Raw genomic sequence first — 25,714 nt, forward strand, 5'->3', positions numbered from 1 at the left:
GAGCAACGGAAACCTCCAGCACGAGGGGCGGGGTGGTCTGGACGACCGCCGTCACCTTAAGCGCGTGACCCGTTCACCTGACCACCCCTGCAGGTGACGAAGAGGTAACGGATCGGCGTCCGGTCGGTGCTCGTGCGTGGGTCAGGCGAGGGCCAGGCGGGCGTCAGCCCGTCGTGCGCGCCCGCATGAGGTGCCGCTGCTTCCACGCGTCGCGGAAGAACTCGTACCCGGACCACAGCGTCAGCGCGACGGCGACGACCAGACTGGCCTGGAAGACGTAGAAGAGCACCTCGCCGGCCGTCTCCAGCGACGAGGGCAGGCCGGGGTCGCGCAGCGGGAGGGTCAACCCCGCCAGCGCGAGCGCCTGCACGGTCGTCTTCAGCTTGCCGAGGTCCTTGGCCGCGATGACGATCCGCTTGGCGATGGAGAGCCGCAGCAGCGTCACGCTCCACTCGCGGGCGAGCACGATGATCGTGACCCACCACCAGATGTCGCCGGTGATCGAGAGCGCGATGAAGGCCATGCCGGTGATGGCCTTGTCGGCGATGGGGTCGGCGATCCTGCCGAAGTCGGTCTCGATGTTGCGGGCGCGGGCGATGTCGCCGTCCACCTTGTCGGTGACCATGGCGACGACGAAGAGCAGGAAGGCCACGCAGCGCCACAGCACCGAGTCGCCGCCGTCGACGAGGAGTGCCCACCCGAAGAACGGCACCATCACGATGCGCAGCGTGGTGAGGGCGTTCGGCAGGTTCACGTTCGAGACCCGCGGCTGGCCGTCGCTCATGCGCGTGCCTCCTCGCCGGTGGGATCGGCGTACAGGTCCGCGCCCTCGGCGTCGACCACCACGGCGGTGACCAGGTCGCCGACGGACGCCTCGGAGTCGAGCAGGTACGTCGACCCGTCGACCTCGGGCCCCTGGTGCGCCGCGCGCCCCTCGACGCCGTCCTCGGTGACCGACTCGACCAGCACCTCGACCCGCTCACCGATGCGCTCACGTGCGCGCTGCGCGGTCAGCTCCTCGACCAGCGCGGTGACGTGCTCCGTGCGGGCACGCACCTCGTCGTCGTCGAGCTTCCCGTCGTACGTCGCCGCCTCGGTGCCGTCCTCGTCGGAGTAGCCGAAGACGCCGGTGACGTCGAGCCGCGCGGCGACCAGGAAGTCGCACAACGTCTGGAGGTCCGCCTCGGTCTCGCCCGGGAAGCCGACGATCACGTTGCACCGGACCCCGGCTTGCGGGGCGTGGCCCCGGACCTGCTCGAGCAGGCCCAGGAAGCTGTCCGGGTCGCCGAAGCGGCGCATCCGCCGGAGCACAGCCGCACTGGCGTGCTGGAAGGAGAGGTCGAAGTACGGCGTGACGCCCGGCGTCGCGGCGATCGCGCGGACCAGCCCGGGGCGGGTCTCGGCGGGCTGCAGGTACGAGACGCGGACCCGGTCGACCCCGTCGATCGCGGCCAGCTCGGGCAGGAGGGTCTCGAGGAGCCGGAGGTCGCCGAGGTCCTTGCCGTAGCTGGTGGAGTTCTCGCTGACCAGGAACAGCTCGCGGACCCCCTGGGTGGCCAGCCACTGCGCCTCGGCCAGGACGTCGCTGGGCCGGCGGCTCACGAAGGAGCCCCGGAAGGCGGGGATCGCGCAGAACGAGCACCGGCGGTCGCAGCCGGAGGCCAGCTTCAACGGGGCGGTGGGGCCACCCTCGAGCCGGCGACGCACGGTCCGCGGCCCCGTGGCCGGCGCGCCGGTGCCGATCTCGCTCGCGGGGTCGGTGAGGCCGTGGCCCGGCAGGGAGACGTCGGCCGCCGCCCGGTCGACCGGCGAGATCGGCAGCAGCCGCCGTCGGTCCTGGGGCGTGTGGGGGTGGTGCGCCTCACCCGCGACGATAGAGCGCAGCCGCGCGGCGATGTCGGGGTAGTCGTCGAAGCCGAGCACCGCGTCGGCCTCGGGGAGCGAGTCGGCCAGCTCCTTGCCGTACCGCTCCGCCATGCAGCCGACCGCCACCACGGCCTGCGGACGGCCGCCGTCCTTGAGGTCGGCGGCCTCGAGGAGGGTGTCGACGGAGTCCTTCTTGGCGCTCTCGACGAAGCCGCAGGTGTTCACCACGACGGTGTCGGCCTCGGCGGGGTCGTCGACGAGGAGGAAGCCGTCCGCCTCGAGTCGGCCGGCGAGCTCCTCGGAGTCGACGTCGTTACGGGCGCAGCCGAGGGTCAGCAGCGCGACCGAGAGCGGGCTCGTCGGTCCGGGGCGGGTGTCGGCAGCAGTCATGGTCGTGCCCGAGTATGACGGCCCACCGCCTCCGTCGCCGAACCGACGAGCGCGAAGCACGCCCCGACCCGTCGACGTGGGAGCCCTGCACGGTCGACGTGGGAGCCCCGCACGGTCCACGTGGGAGCTCCGCACGTCTCGACCGTGCGCGAGCGCCACTTCAACCGTGCGCGAGCGCCACTTCGACCGCTGGGGGCTACTCCGCGGGGGCGACGAAGGTGCCGGTGGCGGGCTGGCCGGTCTCGCCGACCGCCTCAGGCTGGGCACCGGCCACGGCGACCTCGAGCGAGCCGTCCGAGGTCTGCACGCGCACGGGCGGTGAGATCTTCAGCTCCTTAGACTCCCCGAAGGCCAGGTCGCCGGAGAAGACCACCTCGTCGGAGCCGTCGCGGACCTCGACGTTCGTCCCGCCGCCGGCGGCCGTGAGCAGCACCGCGACCGGCTCGCCGACCCGGGTGGCGCCGTTGTCGATCCCCCGCGACCCGTTCAGCACGAGCGCATCGCGGTTGAGGTCCACGGGGCTGTCCATCACCAGCCGGGCGACCGACCAGGCCAGGACCAGCGCCATGACCGCGGCGACGAGCACCGACCAGTTCGGCCCACCGCGGGTGCCACGGATCGAACCGCTGGCGCCGGTCGCCAGCTCCGCCTCGAAGATCCGGCGGGGGTCGATCGGGGCGTCGGCGTACCGCTCGTCGTACGACGCGAGCAGCGGTGCCACGTCGACACCGACCACGCGCGCCAGCGTGCGCAGGTGACCGCGGGCGTAGAAGTCGCCGCCGCACGGTGCGAAGTCGTCGACCTCGATGGACTCGATGACGTGCGGCCGGATGCGGGTCCGCTCGGCCAACTGGTCGACCGAGAGTCCCAGCCGTACCCGGGCACCGGCGAGCACCGGGCCCACGACGGGGTCCGCAGCCGGCTGCACCGGCGCCTCGATGGCGAAGCCGTCGATGACGACCGGGGCGGCGTCGACCCGGTGCTCCCAGGCGACGGTCTCCTCGACGAGGTCCACGCTGCCCGGACGGCGCAGCTCGCGCGCCTCGGGGAGGTCGCCCTCGACCCGGGCGCCGTCGCCCAGGTCGAGCGCGGTCGCACCGGCGACGGCGTCGATCGGCCCGCGGACGCTCTCGGTGCGCACGGCGACCATCGGCGCGCGCAGCGGGCTGGGGGTCGCCGAGGCGGCCGGCACGGCGACGTCGTCCGAGAGCTCCTCGGAGACCTCCGTCGCACCGGCGGCCGCCGGGCGGCGGCGCTGGAGCCGGCCGGCGACGAGACCGATCCCCCGGGCGATCACCGGCCGCGGGTCGGGGATCCGCGTGGCGGGCTGGTCGAGGTCCTGCTGGGGCAGGTCCGGCACCGCGTCCTCGTGCATCGGCGCGGCCGGCTCCTCGGCGTCCACCACCTCGTCGGGCGCGTCGATCTCCTCGTCGAGCGGCAGGGTCGGGTCGAGCTCGACCACCTCGGTCCGCCCGCGCGTGAGGTCGAGCAGCACGGCGGTCAGGTCCGGCTCGGCGCTGACCACCGTCGTCGCCATCGAGAGCCGGACCGACAGCACCTGCTCGGCGCCGTCGGGCCCCGTGGCGACCACGTCCAGCCGGCCGTCGCGGAGCAGCCCGCGCCGCGGCAGGTGCTCGACGGAGAGCAGCGAGTCCCAGGTCATGCCGTGCCACGCGCGGCCCTCACGGATCCGGACGCCGTGGTCGTCGGCGACGAGCAGCGGGCTGCGCGCGTCGAGCAGGCCGAGCAGGTGCGCGGCCGCGAGGCCGCTCATGACCAGGCACAGCACCCAGTCGATCCAGGCGCCCGAGCCGGTGGCGCGGGCGAGGTAGGCGATGGCCACGGCCGAGGCCAGGCCCCCGACGGCCGCGGAGAGCGGGGCGTTGCGGCGTACGACGATGCCCGTCTCGGGGCCCGTCGGCGACGCGCCGCTGCCGCCTGCGTCGTGCTCCCGGTCCTGGTGCTCGTTCTCGTGGTCGTGGTCGTGGTCGTGGTCGGGCTCCAGCACTGTCGATCCGTTCACATCTCCCCCTGCAGGGTCGCGATGACGCCGTCGATCTCATCGGGCTTGACGAGCACGTCGCGTGCCTTGGAGCCCTCGCTGGGGCCCACCACGCCTCGGCTCTCGAGGATGTCCATCAGCCGGCCCGCCTTGGCGAAGCCGACCCTGAGCTTGCGCTGCAGCATCGAGGTCGACCCGAACTGGGTCGAGACGACCAGCTCGATGGCCTGGATGACCAGGTCCATGTCGTCGCCGATGTCGTCGTCGAGCTCGCGCTTGGCGGCGGCCGGGGCCGTGACGTCCTCGCGGTACGTCGGCTCCAGCTGCGACTTGCAGTGCTTGACCACCTGGGCGATCTCCGCCTCGGTGACCCACGAGCCCTGCACGCGGACCGGCTTGGACGCTCCCATCGGGAGGAACAGCCCGTCACCCTGGCCGACCAGCTTCTCGGCGCCCGGCTGGTCGAGGATCACGCGGCTGTCGGCCAGCGACGACGTCGCGAACGCCAGCCGCGACGGCACGTTGGCCTTGATCAGGCCGGTGACCACGTCGACCGAGGGGCGCTGCGTCGCGAGCACCAGGTGGATGCCGGCCGCACGGGCCAGCTGGGTGATCCGGACGACGGCGTCCTCGACGTCGCGCGGGGCGACCATCATCAGGTCGGCGAGCTCGTCGACGATCACCAGCAGGTACGGGTACGGCGAGAGCTCGCGCTCGCTGCCCGGCGGGACCTCGACCTTCCCGGCACGGACGGCCTTGTTGAAGTCGTCGATGTGGCGGAACCCGAAGTTCGCCAGGTCGTCGTAGCGCATGTCCATCTCGCGCACGACCCAGGCGAGCGCCTCGGCGGCCTTCTTCGGGTTGGTGATGATCGGGGTGATCAGGTGCGGGACGCCCTCGTAGGCGTTCAGCTCCACCCGCTTGGGGTCCACCATGATCATCCGCACCTCGTCGGGCGTGGACCGCATGAGGATCGAGGTGATCATCGAGTTGATGAACGACGACTTGCCGGAGCCGGTGGCGCCGGCGACCAGCAGGTGCGGCATCTTCGCGAGGTTCGCGACGACGAAGCCGCCCTCGACGTCCTTGCCGAGGCCGGCGATCATCGGGTGGTGGTCGCCGCGGGCCGCGCCGGACCGCAGGACGTCGCCGAGGGAGACGATCTCCTTGTCGACGTTCGGGATCTCGATGCCGATCGCGGACTTGCCCGGGATCGGGCTGAGGATGCGGACGTCGGCCGAGGCGACGGCGTAGGAGATGTTCTTCGACAGCGCCGTGACCTTCTCGACCTTGACGGCTGCGCCGAGCTCGACCTCGTACCGGGTGACGGTCGGGCCGCGGGTGTAACCCGTGACCTGGGCGTCGATCCCGAACTCCTCCATCACCTGGGTGAGCCGGTCGACGACCGCGTCGCTGGCCTTGGAGCGCGCCTTGTGCGGCGAGCCGGGCTTGAGCACCTCGTTGCCCGGGAGCGAGTAGACGATGTCGCCGGAGAGAGCCAGCTGCTCGGCGCGGGCCGGCAGCGGCGAGTGCGGGGGCGCCACGATGTCGCCCTTCTCCGTGTCGGGCACCGCGGCGGCCAGGACGGTGTCGTCGTCGAGCCCGCCGGGCACCACCGGGTCGTCCGCGGGGTCGGCGTCGTTCCCGCTGAACGGGTCGAAGACCTCCGTGCCGGCCTGGGTCTCCTCGAGGTCCGCGCCCCGCTTGCGGCGCTTGCGGCCCTGTGCTGAGCCTGTCGAAGTGCCCTCGCGGTCCTCCAGCACCGGGCTGTCGTACGCCGGGTCGCCCATGTCGGGGTCGATCTCGTCCTCGAGTTCCCCGCCCCTGCCGCGGCCGCGCGCGGGCTCCTCGGACGGGTCGTGCTCCCGGCCGAGCACCCGGTCGCGGAGCTCGGCGAGCCGCTGGGGCACCTGGTAGACCGGCGTGGCGGTGATGACGAGGAGGCCGAAGACCGAGAGCAGCAGGAGGATCGGCACGACGACGTACGCGGAGCGCAGCAGGTCGAGCAGGAGCGAGGAGACCACGAAGCCGACCGCTCCGCCGGCGCCCTGCAGGTCGCTGGCGTCACCGGCGACGGGCTGCGGGCTGCCGTTCGCGATGTGCACGATGCCGAGGACACCGAAGGCGAGCGCCGTCCAGCCGACGACCTGGCGCCCGGCCGGGCCGTTGCTGATCGGGTCGCGCATGGTCCGGACGCCGACGTAGGCGACGGCCATGGGGACGAACCAGCCGACCTTGCCGACCGTGCCGGCGACCGCCGTGCGGGTCAGCTCCATCACCCCGCCGGGCACCTGGAACCACACGGCCGCCGCCACCACGACGGAGAGGCCGCAGAGCAGGAGGCCCACCCCGTCACGCCGGTGCTCGGGGTCGATGTCGCGGGCGCCGTGCCCGATCCCGCGGGCGACGGCGCCGAGGCCGTGCGCGATCCCGAGCCACACCGCGACGATTCCCCGGGCCAGGGAGAGGAAGAACCGGGCCACCGGTCCGGTGCCGCTGCGCACCGCCCGCGGCGCGGGACGCGCCGCCGTGCTGCCGCCGCGCCCCGACCTGGGGGCAGGCTTGCGTGCCGTCGAGCGCTTCTTGCTCGCGCTCGCGGCTGGTCGTCGGGTGGGCGTACTCCGGGATCGGGTGCTCGAACCACCACGCCCGCTGCTGCGGGGCTTGGACGTGGACGTGCTCTTGCTCCGCGACCCCGGCGGGGAAGACGTACGGGTCGCCATGGTCGTCAACCTACTTCGTCGTCACACCAGTCACAGGGACCACACGAAGCGTGTCGCCGAGGCGCCGCGTGCTGCCCAGCGTGCGCCTAGGCGCACGCTGGGCAGCACGCGGCGGCGAGGAGGAGTCGGGGTCAGGCCTCGATGACGACCGGCACGATCATCGGCCGGCGGCGGTGGGTGTTGTTGACCCAGCGGCCGATCACCCGGCGCACCGTCTGCTGGAGCTGGTAGGCGTCGGTGTTGCCCTCCGCGACGGCCCGGTCCAGCGCGTCGATGATCGGCTGGCGGACCTCGTCGAAGGACTCGTTCTCCAGGGCGTTGCCGCGGGCGTGGATCTCGGGGCCGGCCGCGACCTTGCCGCTGACGGAGTCCATCACGACGATCACGGAGACGAAGCCCTCCTCACCGAGGATGCGCCGGTCTTTGAGGTCGGACTCGGTGATGTCGCCGACCGAGGACCCGTCGACGAAGACGTACCCGCAGTCCACCTTGCCGGCGATGGTGGCCACGCCGTCGACGAGGTCGACGACCACGCCGTCCTCGGCCACGACGACGTTCTCGACGCCGGTGGCCTTGGCGAGGTCGCGGTTGGCGAGCATGTGCCGCATCTCCCCGTGGATCGGGAGGACGTTGCGCGGCTTGACGATGTTGTAGCAGTACAGCAGCTCGCCGGCGCTGGCGTGGCCGGAGACGTGCACCTGGGCGTTGCCCTTGTGCACGACGTTCGCCCCGTGGCGGGCCAGGCCGTTGATGACCCGGTAGACGGCGTTCTCGTTGCCGGGGATCAGGCTCGAGGCCAGCAGGACGGTGTCGCCCTCCTCGAGGTGGACGAAGCTGTGGCTGCGCTGGGCGATCCGGCTCAGCGCCGACATCGGCTCGCCCTGGGAGCCGGTCGAGATCAGCACCTGGTGCTGCGGCGGGAGGTCGGCGAGCTCCTTGGCGTCGACCAGGACGCCCGGCGGCACCTTGAGGTACCCGAGGTCCTTGGCGATCGCCATGTTGCGCACCATCGAGCGGCCGACGTAGGCGACCTGGCGCTCGTGGGCGTACGCCGCGTCGAGGACCTGCTGCACGCGGTGCACGTGGGAGGCGAAGCAGGCCACGATGATCCGCTGCGAGGACTCCCGGAAGACCCGGTCGATGACCGGGGTGATGGTCTTCTCGGCGGGCGTGAAGCCGGGTGTCTCGGCGTTGGTGGAGTCGGTGAGGAAGAGGTCCACGCCCTCCTCCCCCAGCCGGCCGAACGCGCGCAGGTCGGTGATCCGGCCGTCCAGCGGCAGCTGGTCCATCTTGAAGTCGCCGGTGTGCAGCACCAGGCCGGCGCTGGTGCGGATCGCGACCGCGAGCGCGTCGGGGATGGAGTGGTTGACCGCGACGAACTCGAGCTCGAAGGGGCCGAAGCTCATCCGGTCCCCCTCCTTGACCTTGTGGTGCACCGTCTCCTTGAGGCGGTGCTCGCGCAGCTTGCTCCCGAGCAGCGCCAGGGTGAGCTCGGAGCCGACCAGCGGGATGTCGCCGCGCTCGCGCAGGAGGTACGGCGTCGCGCCGATGTGGTCCTCGTGACCGTGGGTGAGGACGAGCGCCTCCACCGCGTCCAGCCGGTCCCGGATGGGGCCGAAGTCGGGGAGGATGAGGTCGACGCCGGGCTGGTGGTCCTCGGGGAACAGCACGCCGCAGTCGACGATGAGCAGCCGGCCCTCGTGCTCGAAGACCGTCATGTTCCGACCGACCTCGCCGAGACCCCCGAGGGGGATGACCCGCAGCCCTCCCTTCGGCAGCGGCGCCGGTGCGGAGAGCTCGGGGTGCGGGTGACTCAAGGGCGTGGGTTCCTTACGTGAGTAGTCCAGCGGCGTCGAGCCCGGCGCGCAGGGCTGCGAGCTCGGCGTCGTCCAGCTCCACCAGGGGTGAGCGGACACGCCGGTTGTCGAGGACGCCGAGGAGCTGGAGTGCTGCCTTGGCGGTGGTCGCTCCGTAGTTGGGGACGCCCATCACGGCGTCGATCGCGGGGAGCATCCGCGTGAAGATCTTGAGGGCGGCAGCGTGGTCGCCGCCCGTGTAGGCGTCGTGCATCGCGCGCAGCTGGTCGCCCGCCGCGTGCCCGACGACGCTGACGAAGCCGGCGGCGCCGTGCGCCAACCAGGCGAGGTTGGCGACGTCGTCGCCGGAGTAGACGGCGTAGCCCAGCTGCTGCAGCCGCACGCCGCGGGCGAAGTCGCCGACGGCGTCCTTGACCGCGACGACCGGCTCCCAGGCAGCGGCCTGCTCGTAGGTCTCGAGCGCGATGGTGGTGCCCGTGCGGCCGGGCACGTCGTAGAGCATGACGGGCAGCTCGGCGGCGTCGACGACCTGACGGAAGTGCTCGAGCACGCCGCGCTGGCCGGGCTTGTTGTAGTACGGCGTCACGAGCAGCACGCCGTCGGCGCCGTTCTTGCGAGCCTGCTGCGCGAGGGCGATCGAGGTGCGGGTGTCGTTGGTGCCGACGCCGGCCAGGAGGACGGCCCGGTCACCGACGGCGTCCTTGACGGCCGCCAGGATCTCGCCGTCCTCGTCGGGCGTCGTGGTGGCCGACTCCCCCGTGGTCCCCGACACGACGAGGCCGTCGTGGCCGTGGTCGACGAGGTGGGTGGCGATCCGTGCGGTCGCCTCGAGGTCGAGCGCACCGTCCTCCGTGAAGGCCGTGGCCATGGCGGTGAGGACACGACCGAACGGCGCAGCGGGGGCGGAGGTCGCCGAGGCATTCATGAGGGTCAGGCTATCGCCCGGCCTGCAGGTCACCCGCCTGCGGCATCACCTCGCGCGCCACGAGGCGCAGGTGGTCGAGGTCGGACAGGTCGAGCACCTGGAGGTAGACGCGCTCCGCGCCCAGCGCGGCGTACCGGCCGAGCTTGTCGAGCACCTCCTCGGGCGTGCCGGCCAGGCCATTCTCGCGCAGCTCGGCCTTCTCGCGGCCGATGGCGTCGGCCCGGCGCTCGATCTCGGCCTCGTCCTCGCCGACGCAGAGGACCAGCGCGTTCGACCACCGCATCGTCGCGGGGTCGCGGTCCACCTCCTCGCAGGCCCGGCGCACGCGGGCGAACTGCGCCTCGGTGGTCGCCTCGTCGACGAAGGGCAGGTTGAACTCGTCGGCGTACCGCGCCGCCAGGGCCGGCGTGCGCTTCTTGCCGACCCCGCCGATGAGGACCGGGGGCCCGCCGCGGTGCCCGTCGGCCTGCTCGGGCTTCGGCAGGGCGGGGCTGTCGGCGACCCGGTGGTGCTCGCCCTCGAAGCCGAACCGCTCCCCCACCGGGGTCGACCAGAGCCCGGTGATGATCTCGAGCTGCTCCTCGAACCGGTCGAAGCGCTCACCGGTCGAGGGGAAGGGGATGCCGTACGCCGTGTGCTCGGCCTCGAACCAGCCCGCGCCGATCCCCAGCTCGACGCGGCCGCCGCTCATCCGGTCGACGTTCGCCACGCCGATGGCCAGCGGGCCGGGGTGCCGGAAGGTCGCGCTCGTCATCATCGTGCCGAGCCGGATCGTGGTCGTGTCGCGCGCCAGGCCGGCGAGCGTGATCCACGCGTCGCTCGGCCCGGGCAGCCCGTCCCCGCCCATCGCCAGGTAGTGGTCGGAGCGGAAGAACGCCCCGAAGCCGAGCTCCTCGGCGGTCAGCGCCACCGCGAGGAGGTCGTCGTACGTCGCGCCCTGCTGGGGTTCGGTGAAGACACGCAGCTCCATGGACCTCAGCCTGCCAGTCGCTCCCAACGCACCACGTCGTACCCCTCGGCCGGCTCGCGGGAGACCTCCCGCCAAGCGCCCCGGTCGAACGCCGGGTAGTGCACGTCACCCTCGGGCTCGAGGTGCACCTCGGAGATGAGCTGCTCGTCGGCGACCGGGAACGTCGCGGCGTAGACCTGCGCGCCACCGGCGACCATCAGCTGCGCCGCGGGGTCCTCGTGGGCGTCGGCCAGCGCAAGCGCCTCGTCGAGGTCGTGGGCGACCAGGACGCCGTCGGCCGACCAGGCCTCGTCGCGGGTGAGCACGACGGTGGTGCGCCCCGGGAGCGGCCGGCCGATGGAGTCGTAGGTCGTCCGGCCCATCAGCAGCACGTGGCCCCAGGTGAGCTCCTTGAACCGCCGCTGCTCACCGGGGATCCGCCAGGGGATGTCGGGCCCGTGGCCGATGACGCCGTTGCGGGCCACCGCGGCGACATGAACCACCCGCCTGCCAGCGGGCGTCATACGGCGATCGGCGCCTTGATGCCGGGGTGCGGGTCGTAGCCCTCGACCGCGATGTGCTCGAGGTCGAAGCCGTCGATCTCGGTGACCGTGGGGTCGAGGACCAGGCGGGGCAGCGGCCGCGGCTCGCGGGTCAGCTGGAGCCGGGCCTGGTCGAGGTGGTTGAGGTAGAGGTGCGCGTCGCCGAGGGTGTGCACGAAGTCGCCGACCTCGAGGTCGGTGACCTGGGCGACCATGTGGGTCAGCAGCGCGTAGGAGGCGATGTTGAACGGCACGCCCAGGAAGACGTCGCCCGAGCGCTGGTAGAGCTGGCAGGAGAGCCGGCCGCGTCCGGACGGCGTGGGCGCGACGTGGAACTGGAAGAGCGCGTGGCAGGGCGCGAGCGCCATGTCCGGGACGTCGGCGACGTTCCACGCCGAGACGACGTGCCGGCGGGAGTCGGGGTCGCGGCGGATCGCCTCGACGACCTGGGCGAGCTGGTCGACGGTGCGGCCGTCGGGCGTCGGCCAGGAGCGCCACTGGTGGCCGTAGACGGGGCCGAGGTCGCCGTTCTCGTCGGCCCACTCGTCCCAGATCGTGATGCCCCGGTCCTGCAACCACTTCACGTTGGTGTCGCCGCGCAGGAACCACAGCAGCTCGCCGAAGACCGAGCGGGTGTGGACCTTCTTGGTGGTGACCAGCGGGAAGCCGGCGGAGATGTCGAAGCGCATCTGGTGGCCGAAGACGCTCAGCGTGCCGGTCCCGGTGCGGTCGCCCTTCTCCACGCCCTCGTCGAGGACGCGCTGGAGGAGATCGAGGTACTGCTGCACGGGGCGACCCTAGTTCCTCCGGCCGGTCACAGGACCATCTCGCCGCGGATCGTCGTGCGGGTGTCGCCGGCCACCCAGACCGTGCCGTCCTCGACGCTGACGTGGACGCGCCCCCGCCGCCCGAGCACGGTGCCCTGGGAGGCGACGTACGACGAGGGCAGCCGGTCGCCGACGAGCCACGCCGCGATGCCGGCGTTCAGGCTGCCGGTGACCGGGTCCTCCCCGACCCCGAGCTCCGGGACGAAGCCGCGGACCTCGACGGCGACCTCGGACCCGGCCGGGTGCAGGCCGGCGATGCCGATGTCGAGCCCGTCGAAGGCGCCGGGGTCGGGGCGTACGGCGAGCACGGCCTCCGCGTCGCGCAGCAGCGCTGCGACCCAGCCCGGGCCGTTGTCGACCCAGGCCGCGTCCACCACGTCGTCGCGCTCGATCCGCAGCGCCCGGCAGAGCCGGCCGAGGTCGTGGTCCGAGACCGGGCCGGACCGGACGAGCGGCGGGCCGGCGAAGGCGAGCCGCCCCTCAGCGGTTCGACGGACCGTCACCAGCCCGGCTCCGCACTCCTGCACCAGGTCGGCCGCGGCCGGCGTGCCGCCCGCCTCGAGCCAGGCGTGGGCGCTGCCGAGGGTGGGGTGACCGGCGAAGGGCAGCTCGCCGCCCGGGGTGAAGATCCGCAGCCGGTAGTCCGCCCCAGCCGTCGTCGGCGCGAGGAGGAACGTCGTCTCCGAGAGGTTCGTCCAGCGGGCGAACGCGGCCATCTGCTCGTCGGTGAGTCCGTCGGCGTCGTGCACCACCGCCACCGGGTTGCCCAGCAGCGGCTCGGCGGAGAAGACGTCGACCTGGCGGAGCGGTCGCACGCTCACGGGTGCAGCGACATGGGGCCGTAGACCCGCCGGTCGAGCTCGAAGAGCGTCACCTGGTCGACCCCCTGGGCCGCGAGCTCCGCCCAGATCTCGCCGACCCACGACTCGGCGTCCGCCTGGTTGCCGAACCGCTGGTCCGCGAGCTCACCGGTCACGGTGACGACCTCGCCGGAGGCGTCCTCGAGCTGCCACCACCAGGGGCGCTCGGTCGGGTTCGGCGGTCGGAAGGTCGCAGGCTGCTCGGGCAGGTTCACAGGTGTCTCCTCAACCGCCGCGGACGGAGGTCTGGACGAACGGGGGCTTGGTCAGCTGGAAGATCTCGCGGCGGCCGCGGACGTCGACCCCGACCTCCGCGTCGGGCGCGACGAACGACGGCACCAGGGCCATGCCGATGCCCTTGCGGAGGGTGGGCGAGAACGTGCCGGAGGTGACCTCTCCGAGCAGGACGTCGGGGGTCAGCGAGACGCTCATGTGCGGCCTGGGGATCCCCCGGCCGGTGGCGACGAGGCCGCGGAGCACGCGCTTGGGCCCCTCCTCGCGCTCGGCCGCCAGCACCTCCTTGCCCCAGAAGCTCTCCTTGCCCCAGCCCACGGCCCAGCCGAGCCGGGCCTCGTTCGGGGTGACGTCGAGGGAGATGTCCTGGCCGTGCAGGGGGTAACCCATCTCCGTCCGGAGGGTGTCGCGGGCGCCGAGCCCGCAGGGCAGCACGCCGTGCGGCTCGCCGACCTCGAGCAGGGCGTCCCACAAGGCGACTGCGGCGTCGGCCGGGGCGATCAGCTCGTAGCCGCGCTCGCCGGTGTAGCCGGTGCGGCAGACGACGACGTCGGCGCCGGCGAACGGCGCGACGACGAACGACATGTACTCGTGGCCGACCGGCAGGCCGACGCCGGCCAGCACCTCGTCGGAGGCGGGACCCTGCACGGCGAGCACCGCGTGCTCGCGGTGCTGCTCCTCGACGACGACGCCGTCGGGGGCGTCCGCCTGCAGCCGGCGCACCACCTCGGCGGTGTTGGCGGCGTTCGGGACCAGCAGGACGTGGTCGTCGGCGTGGAGGTAGGCGATGAGGTCGTCGACGATGCCCCCGGACCGCTCGTCGCAGCAGAGCGTGTACTGCGCGCGGCCGGGAGTGATCCGGCCCAGGTCGTTGGTGAGCGTGGCGTTGACGTGGTCGGCGGCCCCGGGCCCGGCGACGACCGCCTTCCCGAGGTGGCTGACGTCGAAGACGCCCACCGCCTCGCGGACCGCGGTGTGCTCCTTGACGGTGCCCGCGGCGTACTCCAGGGGCATGGTCCAGCCGCCGAACTCGGCCATCTTGGCGCCGAGCGCCTCGTGGCGCTCGTGCAGCGGCGAGCGCAGCAGACGGGGGTCCTCGGCCATGTCCGGAACCTACAACAGCGCCCCGACTATCCTGCCCGGATGACCTCGTACACCCTGCGCAACGCCAGCCCTGCCAAGACCAAGACCGACGTGGTGGTGGTCGGTGTCCTGCAGGGTGCCGACGGGCCCGAGCTGGCCGACGGGGGGTCGGACGTCGCCAAGGCCTACGGGCGCAAGCTCCGCCCGCTGCTCGCCACCCTCGGCGTGACCGGCAAGGCCGGCGAGGTCGTCAAGGCGCCCACCGCAGGCGTGATCGGCTCCCCGCTGCTGGTCCTCGTCGGGCTCGGCAAGGAGGCCACACCGGCCGCCGTACGCCGCGCCGCGGGCGCCGCGGCCCGCTCCGCCACCAATGCCGCCTCGGTCGCCCTGGGCCTGCCGGCCGGGACCCCCGAGCTGGTCCGCGCCGTGGTCGAGGGCCACCGGCTCGGCGGCTACGCGTTCACGGCGTACAAGAAGGAGTCGAAGGACTCCGCGCCGGCCGAGGTCGTCGTCCTCAGCCCCGCCGCGCGCCGCAAGGACGCCACCGCGGCGTTCGAGGAGGCCCAGGTCGTCGCCGACGCTGTCGCCGTCACCCGCGACTGGGTCAACACCCCTCCCGGGGACCTCCGGCCGCCGGCCTTCGCCGACGCGGTCGTCGCCGCGACCAAGGAGGTCACCAAGGGCCGCGGCGCCCCGAAGATCGGGCTCACCGTCCACGACGAGCACAGCCTCGCGGAGCTCGGCTGCGGCGGCATCCTCGGCGTCGGCGCCGGGTCCGACGCGCCGCCGCGGCTGGTGGAGCTGAGCTACGCCCCGCGAGGCGCCAAGCACCACCTGGCCCTCGTGGGCAAGGGCATCACCTTCGACTCCGGCGGGCTCTCGATCAAGCCGGCGCAGAGCATGCACGAGATGAAGTCCGACATGGCCGGCGCGGCGGCGGTCGTGCAGGCGACGCTGGCCATCGCGCGGCTCGGCCTCCCGATCCGGGTGAGCACGTTCGTGCCGATGGCCGAGAACATGATCTCCGGCAACGCCACCCGGCCCGGCGACGTGCTGACGATGTACGGCGGCACGACCGTCGAGATCCTCAACACCGACGCCGAGGGCCGGCTGGTGCTGGCCGACGCCATGGTCCGCGCGACCGAGCAGCAGCCCGACACCCTCCTCGACGTCGCGACCCTGACCGGCCACATGGTCGTCGCGCTCGGCGACAAGGTCGCCGGCGTCATGGGCTCCGAGGCCGTCGTCCAGGACGTGCTCGACGCCGCGCTCGAGGCCGGCGAGGAGTTCTGGCCGATGCCGATCCCCGAGCACATGTCCGAGCGGATCCGGTCCAGCAAGATCGCCGACCTGGCCCAGCACGACTGGATCCGCTGGGGCGGCGGCCTGTACGCCGCGGCGTTCCTGCGCGAGTTCACCGCCGGGCTCCCCTGGGCCCACCTCGACATCGCCGGCCCGTCGTTCAGCTCCGGCGGGCCGTCCGGTCACGTGACCTCCGGCGGCACCGGCGTCGCGGTCGCCACGCTGATCGACTACGCGCGGGCCCTGGCCGCCAAGGGCTGAGCCCAGCGGATCAGCGCAGCGGTCGCCCGACGCCGAGGGCGTCGAGCACGGCGACACCACCGTCCAGGACCCCCGCGACCACACCGTCGCCCTCCGCCTGCCCCGGTACGACGGTGTGGGGGTCGGGCGTCAGCCGGACGTCGTGGCAGCCGTAGTCGTCCACCACCACGCCGGTGAGGTCGCCGTCGTCGCTCAGCACGAGCAGCCACCGCGGACCGAAGTCAGCGGTGCACGCGCGACCCTCGCCCGCCGGCGGTGGTTCGAGGCCGGCGAGGGCGGTCTGCACCCGGTCGAGCCGTCTCGTCGGGAGCACGACCGGCTCGGCCCTCCGCTGCCACCGCACGACGGCGTCCCCGTCCCCGCGCCGGTGCGTCGTCTCGCTGCCGTAGGAGCAGACCCAGGCCTCGTCGGCGGTCGGCAGGGAAGGTCGCTCCGTGGCCGGCGCGTCGGTGCCGGAGCCGTGGGTCTCCTCGCTCGCCTGGGGCAGCTCCTCGGGGCACGGTTCCCCGTCGTGGGCGGCCAGCTCCGTCGGATCGGTCGGGTCCGTCGGGGCGGTGGCGACCTCCGCTGATGGGTCGCCGCCCGCCCCGCACGCGGCGAGCGCCCCCAGGGCCAGGAGCAGGGCAGGGAGGGACCGCTGGAGTGCACTCACGCGACGTGTGACGCCAGGAACGCCGCGGAGGTTCCCTCCGGGTTACAGCCCCTGCTGCTTGCGCCTTCGGTTGTAGTCGCGCATCCGCTGCGGGATGCCGACGACGGCGGCGTCGTACGACGGCACCTGGTAGGTGTTGCAGAACTGGTGCGCCCACTGGACCGACGGGACCCGGCGGCGGGTCCACTCGCCGTCGTGGGCCACCAGGAGCAGGGTCACGTCGCTGACCGCGGTGCGCGGCTCGACGAACCCCTCGACGCCTCGGCGCGCCTGGACCCAGCTGTGCAGATGCGTCTCGTCCACCTTGTCCGACGCACGCACCTGCGTCGAGCCGGTGCGGTAGCCGTCGCCCGCGGGCTTGCGCATCCGCGGGCCGCGTCGGAATCGGTCGGTCCATGCCATGGGTCAAGTCTGCCCGTCCCCGCCCGACCCGGTGTGGACACGCCCGGAAGAAGTGCAAGGATGGTCGCGCGCCGACCCGCGATCCGGGTCAGCCACGGCAGCCCCTGAGGACAGCCACAGGACGACCGACAGGGCCCGACACGGAAGGACCACGGTGGCCGAAGCCGACTACGACGTGCTCATTCTCGGCGCAGGGTCCGGCGGCTATGCCTGCGCGCTCCGCGCGGCCCAGCTCGGCCTCAGCGTCGGGCTCGTCGAGAAGGGCAAGGTCGGCGGCACCTGCCTCCACATCGGCTGCATCCCCACCAAGGCTCTCCTGCACGCGGCCGAGGTCGCCGACTCGGCGCGGGAGGCGGAGCAGTTCGGCGTCCGCGCCACCCTCGAGGGCGTCGACATGGCCGGCGTCAACAGCTACAGGGACGGGGTCGTCTCCCGGCTCTTCAAGGGTCTCACCGGCCTGGTCTCCTCCCGCGGCATCGAGGTCATCGAGGGCGAGGGCCGACTCACCGGACCCCGCCAGGTGACGGTCGCCCCGACCACCCCGAGCAGCGAGGACACCTCCGAGAAGACCTACACCGGCCGGCACGTCGTGCTCGCCTCCGGCTCCTTCTCCCGCACGCTCCCCGGCCTGGAGGTCGACGGCGAGCGCGTGCTCACCTCCGAGCACGCGCTGCGCCTGGACCGGGTGCCGCGCTCGGTCGTGGTGCTCGGCGGCGGTGTCATCGGCTGCGAGTTCGCGAGCGCGTGGCGCAGCTTCGGCGCCGACGTCACCATCGTCGAGGCGCTCCCCCGGCTGGTCGCCGCGGTGGACGAGGCGTCCTCCAAGGCACTCGAGCGCGCGTTCCGCAAGCGGGGCATCGCGTTCCGCACCGGCACCCGGTTCCAGTCGGTGGCACACACCGACGACGGCGTCGCGGTGACCGTCGAGACCGGCGACGGCGGCCACGACGTCGTCGAGGCCGAGCTGCTGCTGGTCGCGGTCGGCCGCGGTCCGGTCACCGACGGACTCGGGTACGAGGAGCAGGGGATCGCCCTGGACCGCGGCTTCGTCCGCACCGACGAGCGGTGCCGCACGAACGTCGAGGGCGTGTACGCCGTCGGCGACATCGTGCCCGGGCTGCAGCTGGCCCACCGCGGCTTCCAGCAGGGGATCTTCGTGGCGGAGGACATCGCCGGCCTGGGCCCGCAGCCGGTGGACGAGACCGCGATCCCCCGGGTGACCTACTCCCGCCCCGAGGTCGCCTCCGTGGGCATCGACGAGCGCACGGCCGTCGAGCAGTACGGCGCCGACGCCGTCGAGTCGCTCACCTACGACCTCGCCGGCAACGGCAAGAGCCAGATCCTCAAGACCGCAGGGTTCGTCAAGCTGGTCCGCCGCAAGGACGGCCCGGTCGTCGGCGTGCACATGGTCGGCGACCGCGTCGGCGAGCTGATCGGCGAAGCACAGCTCATCCACGGCTGGGAGGGGTACCCGGAGGACGTCGCACCGCTCGTCCACGCCCATCCCACCCAGAACGAGGCGCTCGGCGAGGCCCACCTGGCCCTCGCCGGCAAGCCACTCCACGCACATTCCTGATCCACGAAGCCCACACGAAGAGAGCGCGAAGGAACTCATGGCCACCGAAGTCAACCTCCCGGCCCTCGGGGAGTCCGTCACCGAAGGCACCGTCACCCGCTGGCTGAAGCAGGTGGGTGACTCGGTCGCCGTCGACGAGCCGCTGCTCGAGGTCTCCACCGACAAGGTCGACACCGAGATCCCCTCGCCGGTCGCCGGCACCCTGCTCGAGATCAAGGCCGAGGAGGACGACACCGTCGAGGTCGGCGGCGTGCTCGCGCTGATCGGCGACGAGGGCGAGTCGAGCGGCGACGCGTCGGGCTCCGCGGAGCCGGAGGCGCAGCCGAAGGACGAGGAGCAGGCCGAGAAGAAGGCCGAGCAGGAGCAGGAGGCCGTCGAGGAGACGGGCTCGCTGCCCCCGGGCGACGAGACCCCCGAGGCCGAGAAGCAGCCGGCCGCCGAGCAGTCGGGCGACCAGGGCGGGTCCTCGTCCGGTGGCGGCTCCGGCACGCCGGTCACGCTCCCCGCGCTGGGCGAGTCGGTCACCGAGGGCACCGTCACCCGCTGGCTGAAGTCGGTCGGCGACGAGGTGGCGGTCGACGAGCCGCTGCTCGAGGTCTCCACCGACAAGGTCGACACCGAGATCCCCTCGCCGGTCGCCGGCACCCTGCTCGAGATCAAGGCCGACGAGGACGAGACTGTCGAGGTCGGCGCCGAGCTCGCCGTGATCGGCGACAAGGGCGCCGCTCCCCAGAAGCAGGAGGAGGCTCCGGCCGAGCCCAGCCCGGCCCAGGAGGAGACCAAGCCGAGCCAGCCGACCGAGCAGGGCGAGGCCCGCACCGAGCAGCCCGAGCCCGAGAAGGACCACGAGCCGGCCGAGGAAACCGCGCCGGCGCCGAGCTCCCAGTCCCCCGGCACCGGCGAGCGCAGCCAGGGCAGCAGCGGCGACCAGGAGCAGGCCCGCTCGGAGAAGGCCCCGGACGGTTCGGGGTACGTCACGCCGCTGGTGCGCAAGCTCGCCGCCCAGCACGACGTCGACCTGTCGACGGTCGAGGGCACCGGCGTGGGCGGGCGGATCCGCAAGCAGGACGTCCTGGACGCGGCAAAGGCCAAGCAGGCCCCGGCTGCCCCCGCTCAGCCGAGCAACCAGCAGGCCCCCGCAGCCAGCCAGTCGAGCGCGCCGTCGACGACGCCGAGCCCGCTGCGCGGCACCACGGAGAAGATCAGCCGGCTGCGCAAGATCATCGCCGAGCGGATGGTCGACTCGCTGCAGACCTCGGCCCAGCTCACGCAGGTCATCGAGGTCGACGTCACCAACATCGCCCGCCTACGGGATGCGGCGAAGGGTGACTTCCTGGCACGCGAGGGCGTCAAGCTGTCGTACCTTCCGTTCTTCGCCAAGGCGGCGATCGACGCGCTGAAGCAGCACCCGAAGCTCAACGCGGGGATCGACACCGAGGCCGGGGAGATCACCTACTACGACCGCGAGAACCTCGCGATCGCCGTGGACACCGAGAAGGGCCTCATCACCCCGGTCGTCAAGGACGCGGGTGACCTCTCGATCGCCGGGCTGGCGAAGAAGATCGCCGACGTCGCCGAGCGGACCAGGACGAACAAGATCGGGCCCGACGAGCTCTCCGGTGGCACCTTCACCATCACCAACCTCGGCAGCGTGGGCGCCCTGTGGGACACCCCGATCATCAACAAGCCGCAGGTCGCGATCCTCGGCCCGGGCGCCGTCGTGAAGCGTCCGGTCGTGATCGACGACCCGAACCTCGGCGAGACGATCGCGGTGCGCCACATGGTCTACCTCGCCCTCACCTACGACCACCGTCTGGTCGACGGTGCGGACGCCGGCCGCTTCCTCCAGGACGTCAAGAAGCGCCTGGAGGCCGGGCAGTTCGAGGTCTGACCCCGCCTTCCCGCACGCACGCAGGGCCCGCGACCGACCGGTCGCGGGCCCTCGTCGCGTCGAGTCGGGGGTGGTGACCGTCGAGTCGGGGGTGGTGACGGTCGAGTCGGGGGGTTGTGACGGTCGAGTCGGGGGTTGTGACCGTCGAGTCGGGGGGTGTGACGGTTCATTCCGGCGATTCGACCGTTCGGGGTCCCGACTCGACCGTGCGAAGTCCCGACTCGACGGTTCGGGGTCCCGACTCGACCGGCGTGGCAGGCTCGTGGCATGCGGATCGTGATCGCCGGCTCGTCCGGCTTCCTCGGCAGCCACCTGGTCGAGGCGCTCCGCGCCGGCGGCCACCAGGTCACCAGGCTGGTACGCCGGGCGCCGGAGGCCGCGGACGAGGCGGCGTGGGACCCGGCAGCCGGCACCTACGACCGTGACGCCGTCGACGCGGCCGACGTGGTCGTCAACCTCGCCGGCTCCCCCACGCTCGGGAACCCGCACTCGGCCGGCTGGGCCCGCGAGCTGCGCGAGAGCCGGGTGAGCTCCACGCGCACGCTCGCGCGAGCCGTCGCCGAGTCGCCCCGGCGGCCGGCGTACCTCGCGGGCAACGGCATCTCCTACTACGGCGACCACGGCGAGCAGGTGCTGACCGAGGCGTCCGACAGCCGCGGCCACGCGCTGCTGACCGAGGTGACCCGGGAGTGGCAGGCCGCGGCCCTGCCGGCGGAGTCCGCAGGCGCCCGCGTCTGCTACCTGCGCACCGCGCCGGTGATGGACCGCCGGGCCGCACCGCTCAAGGTGCTCGCCCCGCTCTTCCGGGCCGGCCTCGGCGCCCGCCTGGGCAGCGGCCGCCAGCACATGGCGATGATCTCGCTGCGCGACTGGGTCGCCGCGGTCGTCCTCCTCGCCGAGCACGACACGCTCAGCGGGCCGGTCAACCTCACCTGCCCGCAGCCGCCGACGAACGCGGAGTTCACCCGGGCGCTCGCCCGGGCGGTGCACCGGCCGGCGGTCCTGCCCGTCCCCGCACCGGTGCTGCGGGCGGCCGCCGGGAAGATGGCCCCGGAGCTGCTGGGCTCCCTCAACGTGCGCCCCGCGGCCCTGCAGGCGGCCGGCTTCCGGTTCCAGGACCCCGACGTCGCCGCCGTGCTCGCCACCGGGCTGCGCTGACGCACGTCCGTGCCGGAGCAGGCAGGAGCTGGGCGGAGTACGCTCGGCCGCGTGACCACCCCGACGTTCCGCACCGTCGGCCTCGGCGCCGACGCGGTCGACTACCTGGCCGCGTGGGACCTCCAGCGCGAGGTCCACGCGGAGGTCGTCGCCGGCACCGCGCCGGGAACCGTGCTGCTCCTGGAGCACCCGCCGGTCTACACGGCCGGGAAGCGCACGGACCCGCACGAGCGTCCGCTGGACCCCGGGGGCGCCCAGGTGATCGACGTCGACCGCGGCGGGAAGATCACCTTCCACGGGCCGGGCCAGCTGGTGGGCTACCCGATCGTCGCGCTCCCCGATCACGTCAAGGTGGTCGACTACGTGCGCCGGGTCGAGGAGGCGCTCATCCAGGTCTGCGCCGACCTCGGCGTGGCGACGGCGCGGGTCCCGGGTCGCAGCGGGGTGTGGCTGCGCGCCGACGACCCCGCGACCGGCACCCGCCCGGAGCGCAAGATCGCGGCGATCGGCATCCGGGTCAGCCGGGGCGTCACCATGCACGGGTTCGCGCTCAACTGCGACGTGGACCTCGGGTGGTACGACCGCTTCGTCCCCTGCGGCATCGCCGACGCCGGCGTCACCACGCTCACCCACGAGCTGGGCCGCCGGGTGACCACGGGCGACGTCCTCCCGCTGGTCGAGCGGCACCTCGCGACGTACCTGTCGTGGGAGCCCTACGTCGCGACGCCCGACTACGAGCCGCGGCCGGAGCCGGGTCACGGGCCCCGCGTCACGGTGCTCACGCCAAAGTAAAGGACCCTCCGGCGCGTCACCGGGCGCTCGCGCGCTCACGCTGGTTCGATCACCAGGTGCCCGACCTGGTGATCGAGACGACCGGCCTCCGCAAGGAGTTCCGCACCCGGCGCGGCGGCCTGCGGGTCGCCGTCGACGACCTGGACCTTTCCGTCCCTGCCGGCGGCGTCCACGGCTTCCTCGGGCCGAACGGCTCCGGGAAGACCACGACGATCCGGATGCTGCTCGGGCTCGCCTCCGCGACCCGCGGGACGATGCGGCTCTTCGGGGAGCCGGTCCCCGACCGGCTGCCGGCGGTCATCGACCGGGTGGGCGCGGTGGTGGAGTCACCGAAGTTCTCCCCCCACTTCAGCGGCCGGCAGAACCTCCTGCTGCTCGCCCGCTCCATCGACGCCCCCGCCAGCCGGGTCGACGCGGCGGTCGAGACCGTCGGGCTGACCGGCCGGGACGGCGACCGGTACCGGTCCTACTCGCTCGGCATGAAGCAGCGGCTCGCGATCGCCGCGACCCTGCTCAAGGAGCCGGACCTGCTCATCCTCGACGAGCCCACCAACGGACTGGACCCGGCGGGCATCCGCGAGATCCGGGAGACCATCCGGGGCCTGGGCGCCGCGGGGGTGACGGTGCTGCTGAGCTCCCACATCCTTGCCGAGGTGCAGCAGGTGTGCACCTCCGCCACCATCGTCGGCAACGGCCGGCTGCTGGCCTCCGGGAACGTCGACGACCTGCTCGACAGCGGTACGGCGCACCGCGTGGTCGTGCCCGACGTCGTGGCGGCCCGCACCGCGCTCGAGGCCGCCGGCTTGCCCGCGACGACCGAGGCCGACGGGTCGCTGAGCGTCGAGACCGACGACCCGGCCGCCATCACCCGGGCCCTGGCCGCCGGCGACCTGTGGCTCACCGAGCTCTCCCCGCTCCGGCCGGACCTGGAGTCGTTCTTCCTCCGGCTCACCGCCGCCGACAACCTCGCCACCTCCGCGAGGGAGGCGCGATGAGGTCCCTGCTGCGGGTCGAGCTCACCCGGCTGCGCTGGCGCCGGGCCGTGGTCCTGCTGCTGGTCGGGTGCGTGGTCGCCCCCGCCGTCATCGCGATCGCCACCGCCTGGAACACCCGCCCGACCTCGGAGGGCGAGCGGGCCGGCTTCCTCGCCTCTTCCCAGCGGGAGATCGCCCGCTGCGAGAAGCACCCCCGCCAGTACGGCGTCCGCCCCGCCCGTGCGGCCGACCGCTGCGAGGAGAGGATCCTCGGCTGGCACACGGGCCGGCAGCCGCTCACGCTGGCCCGGGAGCGGGGGGCCAGCGGGACGGCGGTCGTGGGCGTGCTCACCCTGCTGCTGATGCTGGCGGCGACCACCTTCGTGGGCCACGACTGGAACAGCGGCTCGGTGAGCAACCAGCTCCTCTTCCGGCCACGGCGCGGCCGGGTCTGGGCGGCCAAGGCGGCGGTGGTCACCGGCGTGTCCCTCGTCGTCGCCGCGGCCGTCAGCACGGCGTACTGGCTCGCACTGTGGGCGGTGGTCCGCTCGCGCGACCAGGTCGTCGTCGACGGCGGCCTCACCGACTCGCTGCTCCTCGGCGTCCGCGGCGCCGGCTTCGCCGCGGCGGCGGCGCTGGGCTGCTACGCGCTGACGATGCTGCTGCGCAGCACCGTCGCCACGCTGGGGGTGATCTTCGCCGTCGGGGTCGCCGGCGTCTTCTTGTTCGCGGCGCTGGGCATCCCCGGGCAGTGGCAGCCGCAGGAGAACGCCGCCGCGGTGGTCCGCAACGGCGCGACGTACCACGTGGACATCCCGGAGCACTGCTACCGGCGCGGGGCGCCCCAGCGGGTGGAGGCGAACTCGGAGTGCGACAGCCTCCGGGAGATCTCGCCCTGGCACGGCGTCGGGTACTTCGGCGTGCCGCTGCTGGGCGTCGGCGTCGCGTCCGTCGTCTCCTTCCGGCGGCGCGACGTCCCCTGAGGCCTCAGCCGAGCGCGCGGTAGTGCGCAGCCATCGCCGGGTAGTAGTCGCGGTCGAAGTCGACCGCCGCCACGTCGCCGCCCGTCTCGGCGGCCACGAGCCGGTCCAGGTAGTACTCCCAGCCCGGGCCGACCGACTCGGCCGCCGCGGGGTCGAGGCCCGGCTGGCGGAAGGTCAGCAGCGTGCCGCCGTCGGCCGCGGTCCCGAGCTCCAGCTCGAGGTCCCACCAGTCGTCGCCGACGCGCGAGACCAGCACCAGGCGCCGCGGCGGCTCGCAGACCCGGATCGTCATCTCCTCGGTCGGCGCCGTGTCGCCCTCGGCCGTCATCCGGAACGCCACCCGTCCGTCGCCAGGGTTGCCGGTCCACGTGCCGATCCAGCGCTCGAGCCGCCGGGGCTCCGTGACCGCCGCCCACGCCTCCTCGGCGGAGAGCGGGAGGACCCGGGTGAGGACGAGGGTGCCGCCGACGACGCTGCCCGTGGGAGTGGCCATGGGTCCATGGTGCCCCTCACCGGGTCCGGTGCCTGCCCCAGCCCGGCGTACAGTGAAGGGCGTGACACAGGCTCCCGCTCCCGAAGGCCGCAAGCTCCTCCGCCTCGAGGTCCGCAACTCCGAGACGCCGATCGAGCGCAAGCCGGAGTGGATCAAGACCCGGGCGACGATGGGGCCGGAGTACAAGCACCTGCAGAGCCTGGTGAAGTCCGAGGGGCTGCACACGGTGTGCCAGGAGGCGGGCTGCCCCAACATCTTCGAGTGCTGGGAGGACCGCGAGGCGACGTTCCTCATCGGTGGCGACCAGTGCACCCGCCGGTGCGACTTCTGCCAGATCGACACCGGCAAGCCGCAGCCGCTGGACCGCGACGAGCCGCGCCGCGTGGCCGAGTCGGTGCAGACGATGGGTCTGCGCTACGCCACGATCACCGGCGTCGCCCGCGACGACCTGCCCGACGGCGGCGCCTGGCTGTACGCCGAGACGGTGCGGGCGATCCACGACCTCAACCCCGGGACCGGCGTCGAGAACCTGATCCCCGACTTCAACGGCAAGCCCGACCTGCTCGCCGAGGTCTTCGAGTCCCGGCCCGAGGTGCTCGCCCACAACGTCGAGACGGTGCCGCGGATCTTCAAGCGGATCCGCCCCGCCTTCCGCTACGAGCGCTCGCTGGGCGTGCTGACGGCCGCGCGGGACTTCGGCCTGGTCACCAAGTCGAACCTCATCCTCGGCATGGGCGAGACCCGCGAGGAGGTCAGCCAGGCGCTGCGCGACCTGCACGACGCCGGCTGCGAGCTCGTCACCATCACCCAGTACCTCCGCCCGTCCGTGCGCCACCACCCGGTCGAGCGGTGGGTCAAGCCGGAGGAGTTCGTGGAGCTCAAGGACGAGGCCGACGAGATCGGCTTCTCGGGGGTGCTCTCGGGTCCGCTGGTGCGTTCGTCGTACCGGGCCGGGCGGTTGTACCGTCAGGCCATGGACGCCCGCGCGGGCGTCACCACCGCCTGAGCCGGC

Annotated in this window: 23 protein-coding genes; 8 read left to right on the plus strand and 15 right to left on the minus strand. The window is 73.1% G+C overall.

Annotation, left to right across the window (positions count from 1 at the left end; all coding sequences use genetic code 11):
- Positions 1–163: 163 nt before the first annotated feature.
- The 12 genes from pgsA to gcvT form a co-directional block, all read right to left on the minus strand.
- Positions 164–784, minus strand: a complete 621-nt coding sequence (gene pgsA, locus ACSMHG_RS01690; protein ID WP_435741612.1) for a CDP-diacylglycerol--glycerol-3-phosphate 3-phosphatidyltransferase — start codon at positions 782–784, stop codon at positions 164–166.
- Positions 781–2,256: a 30S ribosomal protein S12 methylthiotransferase RimO gene (gene rimO, locus ACSMHG_RS01695; protein WP_435741614.1), complete on the minus strand. Its 1,476-nt coding sequence runs from the start codon at positions 2,254–2,256 to the stop codon at positions 781–783. Before rimO ends, pgsA begins: the two co-directional genes overlap by 4 nt.
- 196 nt (positions 2,257–2,452) lie before the next feature.
- Positions 2,453–4,279, minus strand: coding sequence for a helix-turn-helix domain-containing protein (locus ACSMHG_RS01700; RefSeq protein ID WP_435741615.1), 1,827 nt, complete (start codon positions 4,277–4,279; stop codon positions 2,453–2,455).
- On the minus strand, positions 4,276–6,981 hold the full coding sequence (locus ACSMHG_RS01705; protein ID WP_435741616.1) for a DNA translocase FtsK: 2,706 nt from the start codon (positions 6,979–6,981) through the stop codon (positions 4,276–4,278). Before ACSMHG_RS01705 ends, ACSMHG_RS01700 begins: the two co-directional genes overlap by 4 nt.
- A 131-nt stretch (positions 6,982–7,112) precedes the next feature.
- Positions 7,113–8,798: a ribonuclease J gene (locus ACSMHG_RS01710; RefSeq protein WP_435741617.1), complete on the minus strand. Its 1,686-nt coding sequence runs from the start codon at positions 8,796–8,798 to the stop codon at positions 7,113–7,115.
- Positions 8,799–8,811: 13 nt separating this feature from the next.
- On the minus strand, positions 8,812–9,723 hold the full coding sequence (dapA, locus tag ACSMHG_RS01715; protein ID WP_435741618.1) for a 4-hydroxy-tetrahydrodipicolinate synthase: 912 nt from the start codon (positions 9,721–9,723) through the stop codon (positions 8,812–8,814).
- A 10-nt stretch (positions 9,724–9,733) separates the two neighbouring features.
- Positions 9,734–10,693 carry an LLM class F420-dependent oxidoreductase gene (locus ACSMHG_RS01720; RefSeq protein WP_435741620.1) on the minus strand — a complete coding sequence of 320 codons (960 nt, stop codon included), beginning with the start codon at positions 10,691–10,693 and terminating at the stop codon, positions 9,734–9,736.
- Positions 10,694–10,698: 5 nt separating this feature from the next.
- Positions 10,699–11,196 carry a dihydrofolate reductase gene (locus ACSMHG_RS01725; protein WP_435741621.1) on the minus strand — a complete coding sequence of 166 codons (498 nt, stop codon included), beginning with the start codon at positions 11,194–11,196 and terminating at the stop codon, positions 10,699–10,701.
- The gene (locus ACSMHG_RS01730) at positions 11,193–12,002 is read right to left on the minus strand and encodes a thymidylate synthase (protein WP_435741622.1); all 810 of its coding nucleotides are present in this window, start codon (positions 12,000–12,002) and stop codon (positions 11,193–11,195) included. The genes ACSMHG_RS01725 and ACSMHG_RS01730 overlap by 4 nt, the downstream gene beginning before the upstream one ends.
- A gap of 26 nt (positions 12,003–12,028) precedes the next feature.
- Positions 12,029–12,862 (minus strand): PhzF family phenazine biosynthesis protein, encoded by an 834-nt coding sequence (locus tag ACSMHG_RS01735; RefSeq protein WP_435741623.1) that lies wholly within the window; start codon positions 12,860–12,862, stop codon positions 12,029–12,031.
- Positions 12,859–13,116, minus strand: a complete 258-nt coding sequence (locus ACSMHG_RS01740; protein ID WP_435741624.1) for a hypothetical protein — start codon at positions 13,114–13,116, stop codon at positions 12,859–12,861. The genes ACSMHG_RS01735 and ACSMHG_RS01740 overlap by 4 nt, the downstream gene beginning before the upstream one ends.
- A 10-nt stretch (positions 13,117–13,126) precedes the next feature.
- Positions 13,127–14,239, minus strand: coding sequence for a glycine cleavage system aminomethyltransferase GcvT (gcvT, locus tag ACSMHG_RS01745; RefSeq protein ID WP_435741625.1), 1,113 nt, complete (start codon positions 14,237–14,239; stop codon positions 13,127–13,129).
- A 39-nt stretch (positions 14,240–14,278) separates the two neighbouring features.
- On the opposite strand from gcvT, the gene ACSMHG_RS01750 reads away from it, so the two are divergent.
- Positions 14,279–15,781 carry a leucyl aminopeptidase gene (locus ACSMHG_RS01750; RefSeq protein WP_435741626.1) on the plus strand — a complete coding sequence of 501 codons (1,503 nt, stop codon included), beginning with the start codon at positions 14,279–14,281 and terminating at the stop codon, positions 15,779–15,781.
- 10 nt (positions 15,782–15,791) lie between these two features.
- On the opposite strand, the gene ACSMHG_RS01755 is transcribed toward ACSMHG_RS01750, so the two are convergent.
- Both ACSMHG_RS01755 and ACSMHG_RS01760 read right to left on the minus strand, forming a co-directional pair.
- The gene (locus tag ACSMHG_RS01755) at positions 15,792–16,433 is read right to left on the minus strand and encodes a hypothetical protein (RefSeq protein WP_435741627.1); all 642 of its coding nucleotides are present in this window, start codon (positions 16,431–16,433) and stop codon (positions 15,792–15,794) included.
- A 42-nt stretch (positions 16,434–16,475) separates the two neighbouring features.
- Positions 16,476–16,835, minus strand: coding sequence for a hypothetical protein (locus tag ACSMHG_RS01760; RefSeq protein ID WP_435741628.1), 360 nt, complete (start codon positions 16,833–16,835; stop codon positions 16,476–16,478).
- A gap of 154 nt (positions 16,836–16,989) precedes the next feature.
- Between ACSMHG_RS01760 and lpdA the strand changes: the two genes are divergently transcribed.
- From lpdA to ACSMHG_RS01790, 6 genes are all read left to right on the plus strand, one after another.
- Positions 16,990–18,411 (plus strand): dihydrolipoyl dehydrogenase, encoded by a 1,422-nt coding sequence (gene lpdA / locus ACSMHG_RS01765; protein WP_435741629.1) that lies wholly within the window; start codon positions 16,990–16,992, stop codon positions 18,409–18,411.
- A gap of 37 nt (positions 18,412–18,448) precedes the next feature.
- Complete coding sequence (gene sucB / locus ACSMHG_RS01770) at positions 18,449–20,302, plus strand: 2-oxoglutarate dehydrogenase, E2 component, dihydrolipoamide succinyltransferase (RefSeq protein WP_435741630.1); 1,854 nt, start codon at positions 18,449–18,451, stop codon at positions 20,300–20,302.
- A 267-nt stretch (positions 20,303–20,569) separates the two neighbouring features.
- Positions 20,570–21,460 carry a TIGR01777 family oxidoreductase gene (locus tag ACSMHG_RS01775; RefSeq protein WP_435741631.1) on the plus strand — a complete coding sequence of 297 codons (891 nt, stop codon included), beginning with the start codon at positions 20,570–20,572 and terminating at the stop codon, positions 21,458–21,460.
- 51 nt (positions 21,461–21,511) lie between these two features.
- Positions 21,512–22,252, plus strand: a complete 741-nt coding sequence (gene lipB / locus ACSMHG_RS01780; protein WP_435741632.1) for a lipoyl(octanoyl) transferase LipB — start codon at positions 21,512–21,514, stop codon at positions 22,250–22,252.
- 56 nt (positions 22,253–22,308) lie between these two features.
- On the plus strand, positions 22,309–23,247 hold the full coding sequence (locus ACSMHG_RS01785) for an ABC transporter ATP-binding protein (RefSeq protein ID WP_435741633.1): 939 nt from the start codon (positions 22,309–22,311) through the stop codon (positions 23,245–23,247).
- Positions 23,244–24,209 carry a hypothetical protein gene (locus tag ACSMHG_RS01790; RefSeq protein ID WP_435741634.1) on the plus strand — a complete coding sequence of 322 codons (966 nt, stop codon included), beginning with the start codon at positions 23,244–23,246 and terminating at the stop codon, positions 24,207–24,209. The genes ACSMHG_RS01785 and ACSMHG_RS01790 overlap by 4 nt, the downstream gene beginning before the upstream one ends.
- Before the next feature lie 4 nt (positions 24,210–24,213).
- Here ACSMHG_RS01790 and ACSMHG_RS01795 read toward each other — a convergent pair whose 3' ends face one another.
- Entirely contained in the window at positions 24,214–24,702 is a 489-nt protein-coding gene (locus tag ACSMHG_RS01795) for an SRPBCC domain-containing protein (RefSeq protein ID WP_435741635.1), read from the minus strand.
- A gap of 61 nt (positions 24,703–24,763) precedes the next feature.
- On the opposite strand from ACSMHG_RS01795, the gene lipA reads away from it, so the two are divergent.
- Positions 24,764–25,708 carry a lipoyl synthase gene (gene lipA / locus ACSMHG_RS01800; protein WP_435741636.1) on the plus strand — a complete coding sequence of 315 codons (945 nt, stop codon included), beginning with the start codon at positions 24,764–24,766 and terminating at the stop codon, positions 25,706–25,708.
- The last annotated feature ends 6 nt before the right edge of the window (positions 25,709–25,714 follow it).

This window comes from Nocardioides ureilyticus, from assembly GCF_051280745.1.
Taxonomy (GTDB): Bacteria; Actinomycetota; Actinomycetes; order Propionibacteriales; family Nocardioidaceae; genus Nocardioides.